The 15,961-nt window shown below is 65.9% G+C and carries 18 protein-coding genes; 12 read left to right on the top strand and 6 right to left on the bottom strand.

Annotated elements, in window-relative coordinates; genetic code table 11:
* Entirely contained in the window at positions 1 to 1,455 is a 1,455-nt protein-coding gene (locus tag A5650_RS09920) for an aldehyde dehydrogenase (RefSeq protein WP_067290006.1), read from the bottom strand.
* Positions 1,456 to 1,642: 187 nt separating this feature from the next.
* Here A5650_RS09920 and A5650_RS09925 point away from each other — a divergent pair, with 187 nt between their 5' ends.
* The 12 genes from A5650_RS09925 (at position 1,643) to A5650_RS09980 (ending at position 11,352) form a co-directional block, all read left to right on the top strand.
* Positions 1,643 to 2,908, top strand: coding sequence for an aromatic ring-hydroxylating oxygenase subunit alpha (locus tag A5650_RS09925; RefSeq protein ID WP_067289832.1), 1,266 nt, complete (start codon positions 1,643 to 1,645; stop codon positions 2,906 to 2,908).
* Position 2,909: 1 nt separating this feature from the next.
* A complete protein-coding gene (locus A5650_RS09930) occupies positions 2,910 to 3,251 on the top strand; it encodes a hypothetical protein (protein ID WP_067289835.1) in 342 nt (113 codons plus the stop codon).
* Positions 3,248 to 4,513 carry a metal-dependent hydrolase family protein gene (locus A5650_RS09935; RefSeq protein WP_067289839.1) on the top strand — a complete coding sequence of 422 codons (1,266 nt, stop codon included), beginning with the start codon at positions 3,248 to 3,250 and terminating at the stop codon, positions 4,511 to 4,513. Before A5650_RS09930 ends, A5650_RS09935 begins: the two co-directional genes overlap by 4 nt.
* Positions 4,514 to 4,535: 22 nt before the next feature.
* Positions 4,536 to 4,988, top strand: coding sequence for a MarR family winged helix-turn-helix transcriptional regulator (locus A5650_RS09940; RefSeq protein WP_067289842.1), 453 nt, complete (start codon positions 4,536 to 4,538; stop codon positions 4,986 to 4,988).
* Positions 4,989 to 5,105: 117 nt separating this feature from the next.
* Positions 5,106 to 6,119 (top strand): ferredoxin--NADP reductase, encoded by a 1,014-nt coding sequence (locus A5650_RS09945; RefSeq protein ID WP_231992587.1) that lies wholly within the window; start codon positions 5,106 to 5,108, stop codon positions 6,117 to 6,119.
* 29 nt (positions 6,120 to 6,148) lie between these two features.
* On the top strand, positions 6,149 to 6,892 hold the full coding sequence (locus A5650_RS09950; protein ID WP_067289849.1) for an SDR family NAD(P)-dependent oxidoreductase: 744 nt from the start codon (positions 6,149 to 6,151) through the stop codon (positions 6,890 to 6,892).
* A 42-nt stretch (positions 6,893 to 6,934) separates the two neighbouring features.
* The gene (locus A5650_RS09955; RefSeq protein WP_067289852.1) at positions 6,935 to 8,209 is read left to right on the top strand and encodes an aromatic ring-hydroxylating oxygenase subunit alpha; all 1,275 of its coding nucleotides are present in this window, start codon (positions 6,935 to 6,937) and stop codon (positions 8,207 to 8,209) included.
* 2 nt (positions 8,210 to 8,211) lie between these two features.
* Positions 8,212 to 8,541, top strand: a complete 330-nt coding sequence (locus tag A5650_RS09960) for a hypothetical protein (protein WP_067290010.1) — start codon at positions 8,212 to 8,214, stop codon at positions 8,539 to 8,541.
* 19 nt (positions 8,542 to 8,560) lie between these two features.
* Entirely contained in the window at positions 8,561 to 9,406 is an 846-nt protein-coding gene (locus A5650_RS09965) for a TauD/TfdA dioxygenase family protein (protein ID WP_067289855.1), read from the top strand.
* Between the two features lie 151 nt (positions 9,407 to 9,557).
* Entirely contained in the window at positions 9,558 to 10,859 is a 1,302-nt protein-coding gene (locus A5650_RS09970) for a cytochrome P450 (RefSeq protein ID WP_067289858.1), read from the top strand.
* Positions 10,856 to 11,047, top strand: a complete 192-nt coding sequence (locus A5650_RS09975) for a ferredoxin (protein WP_067289860.1) — start codon at positions 10,856 to 10,858, stop codon at positions 11,045 to 11,047. The genes A5650_RS09970 and A5650_RS09975 overlap by 4 nt, the downstream gene beginning before the upstream one ends.
* A 17-nt stretch (positions 11,048 to 11,064) precedes the next feature.
* Entirely contained in the window at positions 11,065 to 11,352 is a 288-nt protein-coding gene (locus tag A5650_RS09980) for a DUF1330 domain-containing protein (RefSeq protein WP_067082729.1), read from the top strand.
* Positions 11,353 to 11,420: 68 nt separating this feature from the next.
* Here A5650_RS09980 and A5650_RS09985 read toward each other — a convergent pair whose 3' ends face one another.
* From A5650_RS09985 to A5650_RS10005, 5 genes are all read right to left on the bottom strand, one after another.
* Positions 11,421 to 12,233: a type IV toxin-antitoxin system AbiEi family antitoxin gene (locus tag A5650_RS09985; RefSeq protein ID WP_231992590.1), complete on the bottom strand. Its 813-nt coding sequence runs from the start codon at positions 12,231 to 12,233 to the stop codon at positions 11,421 to 11,423.
* Positions 12,234 to 12,440: 207 nt separating this feature from the next.
* Positions 12,441 to 13,217: an alpha/beta fold hydrolase gene (locus A5650_RS09990; RefSeq protein WP_067289866.1), complete on the bottom strand. Its 777-nt coding sequence runs from the start codon at positions 13,215 to 13,217 to the stop codon at positions 12,441 to 12,443.
* Positions 13,217 to 14,422 carry a cytochrome P450 gene (locus tag A5650_RS09995; protein ID WP_067289869.1) on the bottom strand — a complete coding sequence of 402 codons (1,206 nt, stop codon included), beginning with the start codon at positions 14,420 to 14,422 and terminating at the stop codon, positions 13,217 to 13,219. The genes A5650_RS09990 and A5650_RS09995 overlap by 1 nt, the downstream gene beginning before the upstream one ends.
* On the bottom strand, positions 14,419 to 14,619 hold the full coding sequence (locus tag A5650_RS10000) for a ferredoxin (protein ID WP_067082893.1): 201 nt from the start codon (positions 14,617 to 14,619) through the stop codon (positions 14,419 to 14,421). The genes A5650_RS09995 and A5650_RS10000 overlap by 4 nt, the downstream gene beginning before the upstream one ends.
* 28 nt (positions 14,620 to 14,647) lie before the next feature.
* Complete coding sequence (locus A5650_RS10005) at positions 14,648 to 15,850, bottom strand: cytochrome P450 (protein ID WP_067289872.1); 1,203 nt, start codon at positions 15,848 to 15,850, stop codon at positions 14,648 to 14,650.
* Positions 15,851 to 15,961: the final 111 nt, after the last annotated feature.

Consider the following 15,961-nt stretch of genomic DNA (forward strand, 5'->3'; position numbering starts at 1 on the left):
TCACGCTCCCTTACCCGCCGCAACCGATATCGACTTCGTATCGGTGTAGCCGTCGATGCCCTCGCGGCCGAGTTCGCGCCCGTATCCGCTGGCCTTGACGCCGCCGAACGGTGCGAACGGATCCATCGTGTAGCCCTGGTTGACGCCGAACGTGCCTGTGCGGATGCGTTCGGCGACGGCGAGTCCGTGCTCGGTGTCACCGGTCCACACCGATCCGGCCAGGCCGTAGTCGGAGTCGTTGGCGATGGCCACCGCTTCGTCCTCGTCGGCGTAGCCGATCACGGTGAGGACGGGCCCGAAGATCTCCTCACGCGCGATCGTCATCGCGTTGTCGGCGTCAGCGAACAGCGTCGGGCGGACGTACCAGCCCCGCTCGATCCCGTCGGGCATGTCGGCACCCCCGACGACGACGCGCGCACCTTCGGACTCACCCTTGCGGATGTAGCCTCGCACGCGCTCCTGCTGGCGCTGGGCGACGAGCGGTCCCACCTGCGTGGCGGGATCCGTCGGATCGCCGACGACCAGCTTCGACATCTCCGCGGCCAGGGCTTCGGTGAAGTCGGCGGACCGCGCGGCGGGCACCAGGATCCGGGTGAGCGCGTTGCAAATCTGCCCGCTGTTGGCCAGGCTGGCCGAGCGCACACCGGCGGCGACGGCCGACGGGTCGGCATCCTCGAGCACGATGGCCGCCGATTTCCCGCCGAGTTCGAGGCTGACGCGCCGCAGATCGACCGCGCACGCGGCGGCCACTGCCTTGCCCGCCGCGGTGGACCCGGTGAACGAGACCTTGTCCACGTCAGGGTGTTTGACGAGGTATTCGCCTGCGGGCCGATCGCCGGGCAGCACGCTGACGACGCCGTCGGGCAACCCGGCCTCGGCGATCATCTCGGCCAGCAGCAGTGCGTTCAGCGGCGACTCGGGCGCCGGCTTGAGAACGACCGTGCAGCCGGCGAGCAGCGCCGGAATCAGCTTGGTGACGATCAGGAACTGCGGCATGTTCCACGGCACGATCGCGGCGACAACGCCTACCGGCTCGCGGCGGATGCGGATATCGGTTCCGTACATCCCCGGTCGGGACTCGCTCCACGGGTATGTCTCGGCCAGATCGCAGAACGCGGACATCATCATCGCGGGCAACCCGACCTGTGCGCGCTGGGCGAAGCTGATCGGCGCCCCGATCTCGGCGGTGATGGTTTCGGCCATCTCGCCGCGACGCTCGCCGTAGCGCTCGGCCAGCTTGCGCACCGCGGCGATCCGCTCGCCCGGCTCCAGGCGCGGCCACGGGCCGGAGTCGAAGGCCGACCGCGCGGCCGCGACGGCGGCGTCGATGTCTGCCGGAGCCGCGGCGGCCACGCGCGCGACGGGTTCCTCGGTGTGCGGGGAGACGACCTCGATGCGGTCTGCGGCGCTCGCCCCGGACCACCGGCCACCGATGAACAACTCGTCCGATCGCATTTGTGTGCACACCCTTTCGCGCCGCTTGCGCCGTGGCGAGCGGGGGTGACCGTCGTGCAGAAATTCGGTCACGGCGTTCGCCCGCGTCGACCCTGTATCAACTACTTGCGATTGTGACATGGAGCATATACCGTCGGCGCTGCAGCTCCCGGCACGGTTTAGGCCGGGCGGTCGACAGGAGTAGGCAATGGCTCGCTTTCCCAAACCGCCAGAGGGAAGTTGGACAGAACACTATCCGGAACTGGGTACCGATCCCGTCTCCTACGAGGACTCCATCAGCCCGGAGTTCTATGAGAAGGAACGAAGGGCGATCTTCAAGCGCGCCTGGCTGAATGTCGGTCGCGTGGAACAGGTTCCGCGCAAGGGCAGCTACTTCACCAAAGAGATGAAGGTTGCCAACACCTCCATCATCGTGGTGCGGACCACCTCCGGCGAGGTCAAGGCCTACCACAACATCTGCCGACACCGGGGCAACAAGCTGGTGTGGAACGACATGCCGCTGGAGGAGACCAGCGGGGTGTGCCGGCAGTTCACCTGCAAGTACCACGCCTGGCGCTACGACCTCGACGGCAACCTCACCTTCGTGCAACAGGAGGGTGAGTTCTTCAACCTCGACAAGAGCCGCTACGGGCTGGTCCCGGTGCACTGTGAGGTGTGGGAAGGGTTCATCTTCGTCAACTTCGCCAAGGAACCCGAGCAGTCGCTGCGGGAGTTCCTCGGACCGATGATCACGGATCTGGAGGGCTACCCCTTCGACAAGATGACGTCGCGGTTCTACTACCGCTCCGAGGTCAAGGCGAACTGGAAGCTCTACATGGACGCGTTCCAGGAGTTCTACCACGCACCGGTGCTGCACGCGAACCAGTCGCCGACCGCGTACTCGAAGGCCGCCGCCGAGGCTGGTTTCGAGGCGCCGCACTACCGGATCGAGGGCCCGCACCGGCTGGTCAGCACCTCCGGCGTGCGCGCCTGGGAGATGGCCGACGAGATGCGCAAACCGATCGAGGACATCTGTCGCAGTGGTCTTTTCGGACCGTGGGACAAACCGGACCTGGGGGAGATGCCCGTCGGACTGAACCCCGCGAAATGCGATCCGTGGGGCCTCGATTCGTTCCAGCTCTTCCCGAACTTCGTCATCCTTTTCTGGGGCCAGGGCTGGTACCTGACGTATCACTATTGGCCGACGTCGTACAACACGCATGTGTTCGAGGGCACGGTGTATTTCCCGCAGCCGCGCACTCCCCGTGAACGCGTCGCGCAGGAACTGGCCGCGGTGTCGTTCAAGGAATACGGCCTACAGGACGCCAACACCTTGGAGGCCACGCAGTCGATGATCGAGTCGCGTGTGCTCGACGACTTCCTGCTCTGCGACCAGGAAGTGCTGATACGCCACCTGCACAAGGAGACCGCGGCATGGGTGGAGAGCTACGAACGCAAGACGGCGGTTGTCTGAGATGACGACGACCGAAACCCATAAGCTGCCGCCCGAATTCGCTGACCTCGAACAGTTCTCGGACTGGTGCTTGGGTTCTGAGGCCGAGCGATACGAGAAGCGGCTCTCGTCGACGATGACCGAGATGCAGGCGTTTTACGACGCGATCACCGCGCGCGCCGAGGAGGCCCTCGCCTACTGCGACAAGTTCTCGCTCGACGACCTGCCCGAGGACGTGCTCAACCTGATGCACCTGCTGTATTCGATGATCCAGGTGTCCTTCCCGGTCGAGTGCTGGAAGCAGCCCAAGGTTCCCGATTCGGGCGCCACCACGCTGGACTGCGTTTCCGAACCGGTTCCGTGACGACGCGCATCGTCCTGCGCGCCGCGCGCTGGACAGACGTCGAGACCGGGGAGGTGCGTTCGCCGGCCGTCGTCGTCGTCGAGGGCAACCGCATCACCGCGGTCAATCCCGCGGAGCCGCAGGACGAGTCGAGCACCGAGATCGACCTCGGCGACGTCACGCTGCTGCCCGGTCTGATGGACATGGAGCTCAACCTGCTCATCGGCGGGCCCGGCGGACCCGAGGGTCTGCCGAGCCCGATGCACGGCGTGCAGGACGACCCCGCCTATCGCACGCTGCGCGGCGCGGTCAACGCCCGCACCACTCTCGAGGCCGGGTTCACCACCGTGCGCAACCTCGGCCTGATGGTCAAGACCGGCGGCTACCTGCTGGACGTGGCTCTACAGAGCGCGATCGACCAGGGCTGGCACCCCGGGCCGCGAATCTACCCGGCCGGGCATGCGGTCACCCCGTACGGCGGTCACCTCGACCCGACGGTGTTCCAGCGTCTCGCGCCGGGGATCATGCCGTTGTCGGTGGCCGAGGGCATCGCCAACGGCGTCGACGACGTGCGCGCCTGCGTGCGCTACCAGGTCCGCCACGGCGCCAAGTTGATCAAGGTGTCCGCCTCCGGCGGGGTGATGTCGCACAGCACCGCCCCGGGCGCACAGCAGTACAGCGACGACGAGTTCGCCGCGATCGCCGACGAGGCCCACCGCGCCGGAGTTCGCGTCGCCGCACACGCGGTGGGGGACAGCGCGATCCGGGCCTGCATCAAAGCCGGTATCGACTGCATCGAGCACGGCTTCCTCGCGAGCGACGAGACCATCCAGCTGATGGCCGACACCGGCACGTTCCTGGTCTCGACCACCTACCTGACCCAGGCGATGGCCGTCGACCGCATCGCGCCCGAGCTGCGCAAGAAAGCCGAGGAGGTGTTCCCCCGCGCACAGGCCATGCTGCCCAAGGCCATCGCGGCGGGTGTGCGCATCGCCTGCGGTACCGACGCGCCGGCGATCCCGCACGGACAGAACGCCAAGGAACTGTGCGCGCTCGTGGAGCGGGGCATGACGCCGATGCAGGCGATCCGCGCAGCGACCGTCACCAGTGCCGAGCTGATCGAGGCCGACGACGAACTGGGCCGCCTGGCACCCGGGTACCTCGCCGACATCGTCGCGGTTCCCGGCGACCCGTCCCGCGACATCGCCGCCACCCTCGACGTGTGCTTCGTGATGAAGGACGGTCAGGTCTTCAAGCACAAAGGGAGCCGGGACGGTGGCTAGGCAGGCAAACCCAGATCTGGGTATGGAACTCGGCGACAACATCCTGTGGCATCTCAAACAGGCCTGGTACTTCGCGCTTACGGCGGTCAACGACGCGGTCAGCCAACACGGCGTCAGCACCGCACAGATCGGTGTTCTGCGTCAGCTCGCCAACGAACCAGGGCTCTCCGGCGCGGAACTCGCGCGTCGCCTGTTGATCACCCCGCAGGGTGTGCAGCTCGCGGTCAAGGCTCTCGAACAGCGCGGGCTGGTCGAACGCAAACCCGACCCACAACATGCGCGAATTTTGAAGGCCTATCTCACATCTGAAGGCCGCAAGGTCGCCGGCGCCGTCGTCAGCGACGCGATCGCAGCGCACGAGGCGGTGTTCGGCGTCCTCACGCAGGAGGAACAGCAGACATTGCGCGACCTGCTGGCCCGGGTGGTCGTCAAGGGCACCGGGCACACAATGGCCGACGATCACATCGGCGAGTGAACCCCTCGAGCATCGCCGAAACCGATGTGGCTGCGGATCAACGGCAGGTCGGCGATCGTCACCCAGGCTCACCCTTACTGTTGAGATCAATCGCAAGTACTTGATACTCTGATGACGATGTCCGCCGAAGAGTTCGCGCCACTGCGCATCAAACGGGTGGTGCGCGAGACGAGCGACGCCGTGTCGCTGGTCCTCGATGTGCCGGCGGACTGCTCACACCGCTTCCGCTACAAGCCCGGTCAGTTCCTGACGCTGCAGGTGAACCTCGACGGCGACGCCCATCGGCGGTGCTACTCAATGTCGTCGTTCCCGCACAACGGCAACGACCTGCAGATCACCGTCAAGCGCGATCCGGGCGGCCTGGTCTCGAACTGGCTTAACGACACCGCGAAAGTCGGCGCGGAGATCCACGCCGCGCCGCCCGACGGCCGGTTTCTGCTCGGCGAGACCGAGCGTGACATCGTCGCATTCGCCGGTGGCAGCGGTATCACCCCGATCTTCTCGCTGATCGGTTCGGCGTTGGTGAGCACGCGCCGGCGGATCAGGCTCTTCTACGCCAACCGCAGTCGCGACTCGGTGATCTTCGGCGAGGCGCTGACGACGCTCGCCGCCGCCAACCCCGAACGCCTGTCGGTCACCGGTCACTTCGACGATGAGACCGGCGTCGTCCAACCCGCCGCGGTCGAGGTATTCGCATCGTCGTGCGGCGACGTTGACTACTACATCTGCGGCCCCGGGCCGTTTATGGACACGGTGGAGAGCACCCTGTTGCGCACGGGCGTGCCCCGCGAACGCCTGCACCTCGAGCGGTTTTCGGTGAACCCGGTGTCCAGTGAGGTCGCCGCCGCCACGGAGCAGACCGAAGAGGTGGTCATCGAACTCGATCGGGCGACCACCACCGCTGCCTACCGCTCGGGCAACACACTGTTGCAGACGGCGCGGATGGCGGGTCTGCGTGCGCCGTCGTCGTGCGAGACGGGCTCGTGCGGAACGTGTATGGCGCGCATCGTGTCCGGAAGCGCCCGGATGCTGAACAACGACGCTCTGGATGACGACGAAGTGGCCGAAGGCTGGGTGCTGACGTGCCAGTCCCTGCCGACGAGCCGGACGGTCCACGTGGTCTATGAGTAGAGGCGAGGTCGAGTGATGGGACGGATGCGATGAGCCGCGTCGCGGTGGTGACCGGCGGTGCGTCGGGCATGGGGGAGGCGACGTGCCGCGAACTCGGTCGTCGCGGCCACAAGGTGGGCGTGCTCGACGTCAACGGCGAAGCGGCACAACGGGTCGCCGAAGAGCTGCGGTCCTCCGGCGTCACCGCGCTGGGAATCGCTGCCGACGTCAGCGACCGCACGGCCGTCGAGGAGGCGTTCGCGAAGGTGCGCAGCGAGTTGGGGCCGGTGCACATCCTGGTCACCAGCGCTGGGGCGGTGGACTGGGCGGCCTTCACCGACATCACACCGCAGGCGTGGCAGCGGTTGATCGACGTCAACCTCACTGGGACGTTTCACTGCTGTCAGGTGGCGGTGACCGACATGCTCGAAGCGGGTTGGGGCCGCATCGTGATGATTTCGTCGTCCAGTGCGCAGCGGGGTTCGCCGAGGATGGCCCACTACGCCGCGTCCAAGGGGGCGCTGCTCTCGCTGACCAAATCGCTTGCGCGCGAGTACGGCCCGGCCGGCATCACGGTGAACAACATCCCGCCGTCCGCCATCGAGACCCCAATGCAACATGCCGGTCAGGAGGCCGGACACCTACCGCCGAACGAGCAGATGGCGGCGACCGTTCCGCTCGGCCATCTCGGCACCGGTGACGACATCGCCGCGGCCGTCGGCTTCCTGTGCTCTGAGGAGGCCGGCTTCATCACCGGCCAGATTCTCGGCGTCAACGGCGGATCGGTGCTGTGATGACCGGCCCGCTTCCCGCACACCAACGACACGGAGGTTCTCATGGCTACTAAGTGGCCCAAGCCGGCCGAGGGCAGCTGGACGGAGCACTATCCCGAGCTGGGAACCGGACCCGTCTCGTTCCGCGACTCGATCTCACCGGAGTTCTACGACCTCGAATGTGAAGCAGTCTTCAAACGCGCCTGGCTCAACGTCGCGCGTGTGGAGGAGCTGCCTCGGGCCGGAAGTTACCTGACCAAGGAGATCGACGCGGCCAAGACGTCGGTGATCGTGGTGCGGGGTAAGGATCAACAGATCCGCGCGTTCTACAACATCTGCCGCCACCGCGGAAACAAGTTGGTGTGGAACGACTTTCCCAGGGAAGAGGTGAAGGGCACGTGCCGGCAGTTCACCTGTAAGTACCACGGGTGGCGCTACGACCTCAAGGGTGACCTGACGTTCGTTCAGCAGGAGGGCGAGTTCTTCGGCCTCGACCACGAGCGGCACGGGTTGAAGCCGGTGCAGTGCGACGTCTGGAACGGGTTCATCTTCATCAACTTCGACCCCGAACCGCGGTGGACCCTGCGCGAGTTCCTCGGGCCGATGATCACCAAGCTCGACGACTATCCGTTCGAATTGATGACGGAGCGCTACGAATTCGAGGCGCAGAACAACAGCAACTGGAAGATCTTCGCTGACGCGTTCCAGGAGTACTACCACGTTCCGTCGCTGCATTCCCAGCAGGTCCCCAGCGCGGTGCGCCAACCGAACGCCACCTTCGAATGCGGTCACTTCCAGATCGACGGACCGCACCGGTTGGTGTCGACGGCGGGCACCCGCCGGTGGCTGCTCGCTCCGGAGTACATGTATCCGGTCGAGCGGATCACGCGCAGCGGACTCGTCGGCCCGTGGCGGACTCCGGAGACGCATGAGTCGGCCGGGCTCAACCCCGGCGGCATCGAACCCTGGGGCATCACCAACTTCCAGATCTTCCCGAACCTTGAGATCCTGATCTACCACGGCTGGTACCTGCTGTACAGGTACTGGCCGACGTCACACAACACCCACAAGTTCGAGGCCTACAACGCATTTCACCCCGCCCGCACGGTGCGCGAGCGCATCGAGCACGAGGTGGCCTCGGTGGTGCTCAAGGAGTTCGCGCTGCAGGACGCCGGAATGCTCGGTGGCACCCAGGCGGCGCTGGAGTACGGCCTGGGTGAACCGATAGTCGACGATTACCCGCTCAGCGACCAGGAGATCCTGGTGCGCCATCTGCACCACGAGGCCGTCACGTGGGTCGAGGAATACAAAGCCGAGCGCAGTCCGGTGGGGGTGTGAGCATGACCCGTCTGCCCAGTGCGTTCGCGGAATTCGAGCCGTTCGCCGAAAAGTGGTGCCTGCCAACCGAAGCCGAGCGGTGGGCGACCCGGCTGGCCACGCCCATGCCGGAGATCCGCGAGTTCTACGACGCTTTCACGCCGCGCTTCGAGGAAGCGATCGACTACTGCGACAAGTTTCCCCTCGACGATCTGCCCGAGGACGCGCTGAACCTGCTGTACCTCATCTATTCGATGATCATGGTGTCGATGGCCGTCGAGGTCTTCGGTACGCAGAAGCCCACCGACTCGGCCGATGCCGAGATGCACCGTGTCAGCTCGCCGGTGCCGTGACGACAAGGACAGGACGAGCATGACAGTGCTGACGATCAACAAGCTCACCGCATCGGTCGGCGCGGAGGTGACCGGCCTCGACTCCGATGCGCTGGCCAACGACGACGCGCTGGGCGCCGCGATCCTCGATGCGTTGGAGGACAACGGCGTTCTGGTGTTTCCCGGTCTCGGGCTGACGCCGGACGCGCAGGTGGCATTCTGCCGACGCCTCGGCGAGATCGACCACTCGTCGGACGGCCATCATCCGGTCGCCGGGATCTACCCGGTGACGCTCGACAAGTCGAAGAACGCCTCGGCGGACTATCTGCGGGCGACGTTCGACTGGCACATCGACGGATGCACGCCCACCAACGACGAGTGCCCGCAGAAGGCGACGGTGCTGTCGGCCAAGCAGGTGGCCGAGACCGGCGGGGAGACGGAGTTCGCGAACTCGTACGCGGCCTACGAGGCCTTCAGTGACGAGGAGAAGCAGCGCTTCGGATCGCTGCGGGTGGTGCACTCGCTCGAGGCGTCGCAGCGCCGGGTGACCCCCGATCCGTCGCCGGAACTGGTGGCCAGATGGCGGTCGCGGCCCACCCACGAACACCCCCTGGTGTGGACGCACCGCAGCGGCCGCAAGTCGCTGGTGTTGGGTGCCTCGGCGGACTACGTCGTCGGCATGGACCTCGACGAAGGCCGGGCGCTTCTGGCCGACCTGCTCGACCGCGCCACGCAGCCTCACTTGGTCTACAACCATCGGTGGTCCGTCGGCGACACCGTCATCTGGGACAACAACGGGGTGCTGCACCGCGCCGCGCCGTATGACCCGGACTCGCCGCGCGAGATGCTGCGCACGACGGTGCTGGGCGACGAGCCGATCCAGTGAGTGATTTCGGTGCACTGCTGATCGCTGTGCGATTGGTAGCGCACCGAAGTCGCCGGCTCGCGCGTTGACGGCGACGTGCCACTATGGAAATCTGATACCCGGATATGAGAATCACGTTCTCGTCTGCTGAGATCGTCGAAACGGAGGGCGCATGACCGAGGACCTCACCGAGGACATGACCAGGGTCGACTTCTTCCGGGACGGGCGCCTGACCGCCGACCCGTACCCGTTCTACGAGGCGCTGCGCAACAAGTGCCCGGTGACCCGCGAGGACCACTACGGCGTCACGATGGTGACCGGTTGGCAGGAGGCCGTCGACGTCTACAACGACGCCGAGACGTTCTCCTCGTGCATCTCGGTGACCGGCCCGTTCCCGGGCTTCCCCGTGCCGCTGGAAGGCGACGACGTCACCGAGATCATCAAGGAGCATCGCGACGAGATCCCGTTCAGCGATCAGCTGCCGACGCTCGACCCGCCGACGCACACCAACCACCGGGCCCTGCTGATGCGGCTGATCACGCCGAAGCGCCTCAAGGAGAACGAGGACGCGATGTGGCAGCTCGCCGACGACATCCTCGACGACTTCCTCGCGCCGGGACAGGGCGAGTTCATCACCGGCTTCGCCGCGCCGTTCACGCTGCGGGTGATCGCCGACCTGCTCGGCGTCCCCGAGGAGGACCGCCCGGAGTTGCTCGAGCGGCTCGCCCGCGGCACGCACGGCAGCGGTCTGGGCAATGCCGACAAGACGTTGGCCAAGACGCCGCTGGAGTACCTCTACGACGTGTTCGCCGAGTACGTCGAGGACCGCAGGCGTGAGCCGCGCGACGACGTGTTGACGGGGCTGGCCACCGCGTCGTTCCCGGACGGCACGACACCAGAGGTGGGTGACGTCGTGCGAGTGGCCACCAATGTCTTCTCGGCCGGCCAGGAGACCACGGTGCGACTGCTGTCGACCGCGTTGAAGGTGCTCGGGGACCGGCCGGACATTCAGCGACAGCTGCGCGACGACCGCAGCCTGCTCCCGAACTTCATCGAGGAGTGCCTACGCATCGAGAGCCCGGTCAAGGGTGACTTTCGGCTGTCGCGGGTGCCCACGACCGTCGGCGACCAACAACTCGCCGCCGGATGCACGGTCATGGTGATCAACGGTGCCGCGAACCGCGATCCGCGTCGGTTCGAGGATCCGGACACGTTCGACCCCGAGCGCAAGAACGCCCGCCAGCATCTGGCGTTCGGGCGCGGTATCCACAGCTGCCCGGGAGCGCCGTTGGCGCGGGCGGAGACGCGGGTCGGACTGGAGCGACTGTTGGACCGCACCACCGACATTCGCATCAGCGAGGCCCAGCACGGTCCGCCGGGGGAGCGTCGCTACAACTACATTCCGACCTACATCCTGCGCGGGTTGACCGAGCTGCATCTGGAGTTCGACGTTATTTCGGGTGATGCCCGATGAAGGTCACCGTCGACGAAGACCGCTGTGCGGGCCACGGGATGTGCCTGACGTTGTGCCCCGAGGTGTTCGAGCTCAACGACGACGGCTGGGCGGTCGCGAACCCCGAAGAGGTGCCGACCGAACTGGAATCGGCGGCGCGCGACGCGATCGCTAACTGCCCCGAGCGCGCAATTCGCGAAATCGACTGACAAAGAAGGAGACTCGAATGGCGAAGGCGTACATCCTCATCACCGAGGACGTCAAGGATCCCGAGGGGATGGCGGAGTACGGCAAGGTGGCCAGCCAGACGATGGCCAGCGCGAACCTGCTGGCGTTCGACCAGAAGGCCGAGGTGATCGAGGGCACGTGGCACGGCACGCAGACCGTGCTGCTCGAGTTCGAGTCCGAAGAGGCGGCCAAGGCTTGGTATTACTCCGACGAGTACCAGGCCGCCGCGAAGCTGCGTCAGGCCGCCGCCGACTGCAACGGCGTCATCCTGCACGGCCTGGGCTAAACCCCTCTTCCGCGAGCAGACGTAAACCTGCCGCCTTTTCGCGATTTTTTGGGCAGTTATACGTCTGCTCACGCGACCGAGCGACTGCGGTCCAGCAGGGTCGCGACCCGCCGCGCGAGTTCTGACGGTCGGTGTAGGTCGTCGATGACGATCGGAATGGTCGTCCAACCGCATTCCTGCAATCGCGCGACCTTCATCCGGTCGTGCTTGAGCGCTTCCGGCGTTGCATGCCACTGCATGCTTTCGTACTCGGCGGCCACTTTGTCGGTCGGCCAGGCGAAGTCGACGCGCCAGAGTCGCCCGCTCTTGTCGACGATCTCGTACTGCAGCTCCGGTCGAGGCAGGCCGGCGTCGATGAAGACGAGCCGCGTTTCACTCTCCAGCGGTGACTCCGCTCGTGCGTCGACATAGTCGTAGACGTCTCGGACCTTGACGATTCCGCGACGACCTCGCTGTTCGGCAATCGCCGCGTGGAGTTCGGCGCGCGTGCAACATTCGGCGTGCAGGACGGAGTCGAGAACTGCCAGCGCACGGGGGCGCCGGACGGTTCGGGCTAGCTCGACTGCCGTCCAGGCCGGGGCAGTGGCTAGTCGTCCGTGTATGCGCTTGAGCGGAGCGCCGATTCGCTGATGGACCGCCAGCGCCTCTGAGGGCCGCATCCGCACACCGGGATCGAGGATGTGGATGCGACTGTCGTTCTCGGTGTTGAAGCCGTAAAGCTCAGCGGCGGTGTGCAGGCACGCGACGATTCTCTTACCGGAGATGACGTCGAGGGCCGCGAGGCGGTCGAGTGTCGTCGGCGGATGTTGGGCGTACACGCCGTGCCACACGCGGATCACCCTTCCGTCCCTGACGCGTCTGGCGAGCGTGCGGTACGACATCACGTCGAGTAGTTGGCGGGTCGTCGCCAAACCGTCATTCGCGGCGAACACATCGTCCAAGCGCACCAGTCGATCATCGAACGGCTCGCGGGGTCAGAGCGACGTTAGTGCGTACGCCTGTGGATAACTTCCTTCGCGAGCAGACGCGAACCTGCCGCTTTTCCGCGAATTTCGGGCAGTTTTACGTCTGCTCGCGAAAAAAGGGGACTAGTGCGGGCGCAGGGGGCCGGTCGGCTTCGTCGCGGTGGCATGCACCAGTAGCTCGGCCAACTCGCGCGGCCGGGACAGAAACGGCGAGTGCGACCTGTCGATGGTCAGCTGCTCGACGCCGAGCCGACGCGTCACCGTGTCGGCGAGCCAGCGCGGCATCGACTGATCCTGCAGGCAGCGAATGAAACTGCGGGGGAGGTCGGCTTCCCAGAACCGCGGGACGGACACCGGAGTCACGGTGGTGTCGCCGAACCGTTCGGGGCCCAGCCGCTCGAACGCCCAGCGCGCGGTGGACTCGTCGCAGTCGTGGTAGAAGTACTTCCACGCACCCTCGAAGTCGGCGAACCACATCGCACCGTCATCGTCGAACGTCAAGTAGCCCAACATCTCTCCGACATCGGCGTCGAAGTCGTCACCGAGTTCCTCGGCGTCGTCACGCATCGCCATGGCCTCCGGATAGGTGCGACCTTCGCGGGGGAGCGCCGCCGCGAGATAGATGATGTGAGCGACCAGTTCGGGTGCGGCGTCGGCGGCTAGCGTGGCGTCGAAGCCGCCGCCGGAGTGGCCGACCAGCACGCTCTTGTCCGAGCCGGCCCGCAGCGCCGCGACGATGGCGTCGCGGCGGTTCGCCAGCGTCGACTCCTCGCCGACTCGTGTGCCGTGACCGGGTAGGTCCACCGCGACCGCCTCGTGGCCCAATCCCGTCAACTCGTCGATTGTGCGCTCCCAGCACCACGCGGCGTGAAAACCGCCGTGCACGAAGACGAATCGCATCAGTCCGTTACTCGTACTGGGACGTGCGACCATCCCGCGACATTCTGCATCGCCACCCGCCGGCAGTCATCCCACAGCACCTCGTAGTGGGGGATCAGGTCGAGCAGCCGCTCCAGCGCAACCGCCGTCTCCATCCGCGCCAAGGCCGCCCCCAGGCAGCTGTGTATGCCGTACCCGAAGCCGAGATTCTGCGCCTCGGTGCGGTTGCGGTCGATGTCGAACGTGTCGGGATCGGTGAAGGCCTCCGGATCGCGGTGTGCGGAGGCCTGCAACAGGAACACCGGCTTGCCCTCGGGGATCGTCACACCGTGCAGGGTGACCTCGCGCATCGACCGCCGCACGTTGTAGTGCACCGGCGGTTCGTACCGCAACAGTTCCTCCACCGCGGCGGGAATCTTGCTGCGGTCGTCGAGCAGCTTCTGCCATTGCTCGGGATGGCGTGCGAAGGTCACCGCCGCGTTGCCCACCAGCTTGGTCACCGTCTCGGCGCCGGCCCCTCCGAGAAGCGTTGCGAATCCCGCAATCTCGAAGTCGTCGAGCGACTCCTTCTGGCCGTCCTCGCGGGTGATCTCCGCGGCGATCAGGCGGCTGAACATGTCGTCCTGCGGGTGGGCCCGACGCTCCTGGATCAACTGGTAGTACAGCCCCATGGCCTCGGCGATGGCCTGCATGCCCTCCTCGGACATGTCGACCTGGCCGGGCTCACGGTGCAGCGATGTGTCCACCCACTCCCGGACCTGCTGGCGGTGTTGCTCTGGCACACCGAGCATCTGGGTGATCACCTCGACCGGGAAGAACGCCGAGAAGTCGGCGACGATGTCGAAGTGCTTGGGGTCGGCCTTGGCGATGTAGCGGTCGATGGTGTCGGTCACCATCGGTCGCATCGCCTCGATCGCACGAGGCGTGAACACCTTGTTCACCAGGCTGCGCATGTGACGGTGCTCGGGCGGATCCATCAGGATGATCATCTTGGCGACGATCGGTTCATCGGCCCGTATCGTCGACAGATCCAGGCCGTAGGCCGAGGAGTAGGTGGCGAAATCCTTGTACGCCGCCGCGACGTCCTCATGGCGCGACAGCGCGTAGAAGTCGTGCTCCTCGCTGTAGTAGACCGGCGCTTCCTCCCGCAGGCGGCGGTAGATCTCCCACGGCCCGTCGAAGTATTCCTGCGAAAACGGATCGAAGACGACTTTCGACGTCGTCATGCGTCTTCGATCGAGATCGCCTGACGTGGGCACTGGCGCACGGCTTCTCGGACCTGCTGCTCGTTCTCCGGCGTCACTTCTTCCTGCAGGACGTGCAGGTAGTCCTGGTCGTCGAGATCGAACACCTCGGGGATGATGCCCATGCACACCCCGTTACTCTCGCAGAGCCCGAAGTCGACGATGATCTTCTGCGTCATATGCGATCCCCCTCCGCTTCTCGCTGGGTCACTTGAGCACTCTCACGGGGACGTTGTGGTATCCGGCCACGTTCTGCATGTGCACGCGCTCCAGGCCGTCGAAGTCGACCTCGTAGCGCGGCATGAAATCGAGCAGGTGCTCGAGCGCGATCGTGGTCTCCAGCCGGGCCAGCGCGGCGCCCAGGCAGCTGTGGATGCCGTAGCCGAGACCGAGATTCGGCGACTGCGTGCGATCCCGGGTGATGTCGAACGTCTCGGCGTTGTCGAAGGCACGCGGGTCGCGGTTGGCGGCCGCCTTCATCAGGAACACCGGCTTGTGCGCCGGGATGGTGCCGCTGGGCACCTCGGCCTCTTTGAGCGTGTAGCGCACGTTGTACTGCACCGGGCCGACGTAGCGCAGCAGCTCCTCGACGGCGGCGGGGACGAGGCTGCGGTCGTCGAGCAGCATCTGCCACTGCTCCGGATGACGGGCGAACTCCACCACCGCGCTGCCGACGAGCTTGGTGACCGTCTCGGCACCGGCCCCGCCCAGCAGCGCGAGGAACCCGGTGATCTCCAGATCGTCGAGTTTGCGCATCTCACCGTTCTCGCCGGGAATCTCCGCGGCGATCAGGCGGCCGATCATGTCCTCCTGCGGGTTCTGCCGCCGCTCCTGCACCAGCCCGTAGTAGTACACGCCCGAGTCGATGTTGGCCTGCATGTTCTCTTCGGAGAGCTCCAACTGGCCGGGTTTGCGCTCGAGACCCTTGTCGATCCAGCGCCGGACCTGTTGACGGAACTCCTCAGGCACCCCGGCCATCCGGGTGATCACCTCGACCGGGAACGGACCCGAGAAATCCTGTACGACATCGAAATTGTCGGGATTGACCTGTGCGAGGTACTGCTCGACGAGTTCGGTGATGGTCTCGCGCTGCGACTGGATGGCTCGCGGCGTGAACGCCTTGTTGAGCAGGCTGCGCATGTGGCGGTGCTCGGGCGGATCCATGAAGATGATCGACTTGTGCGGGCCCTCTTCGCTGCGGACCATGGCCAGGTCGCACCCGCGAGACGAGGAGAACGACTCGTGGTCCTTGAGCGCCGCGGCGACGTCGGCGTGCCGGGTCAGCGCGTAGAAGTCTTCTTCCTCGTCGTAGTAGATCGGCGCTTCGTCCCGCATCCGTTGGTAGATCTCGTACGGGTTGTCGAAGAACTCCTGCGACACGGGGTCGAACACGAGCTTGGGCTTGGTCATGGTCTCCTCTTTCGCGGCGGGCTGACGACCGCTTCCGTTACGCGAGGGCGCAATAATGTAACGCCTCTAGTATGCCTCACCGGATGCCTCCTGGTAAGGGGAATCGCCGCT

The organism is Mycobacterium sp. 1164985.4 (assembly GCF_001668575.1).
In the GTDB taxonomy this organism is placed as follows: Bacteria; Actinomycetota; Actinomycetes; order Mycobacteriales; family Mycobacteriaceae; genus Mycobacterium.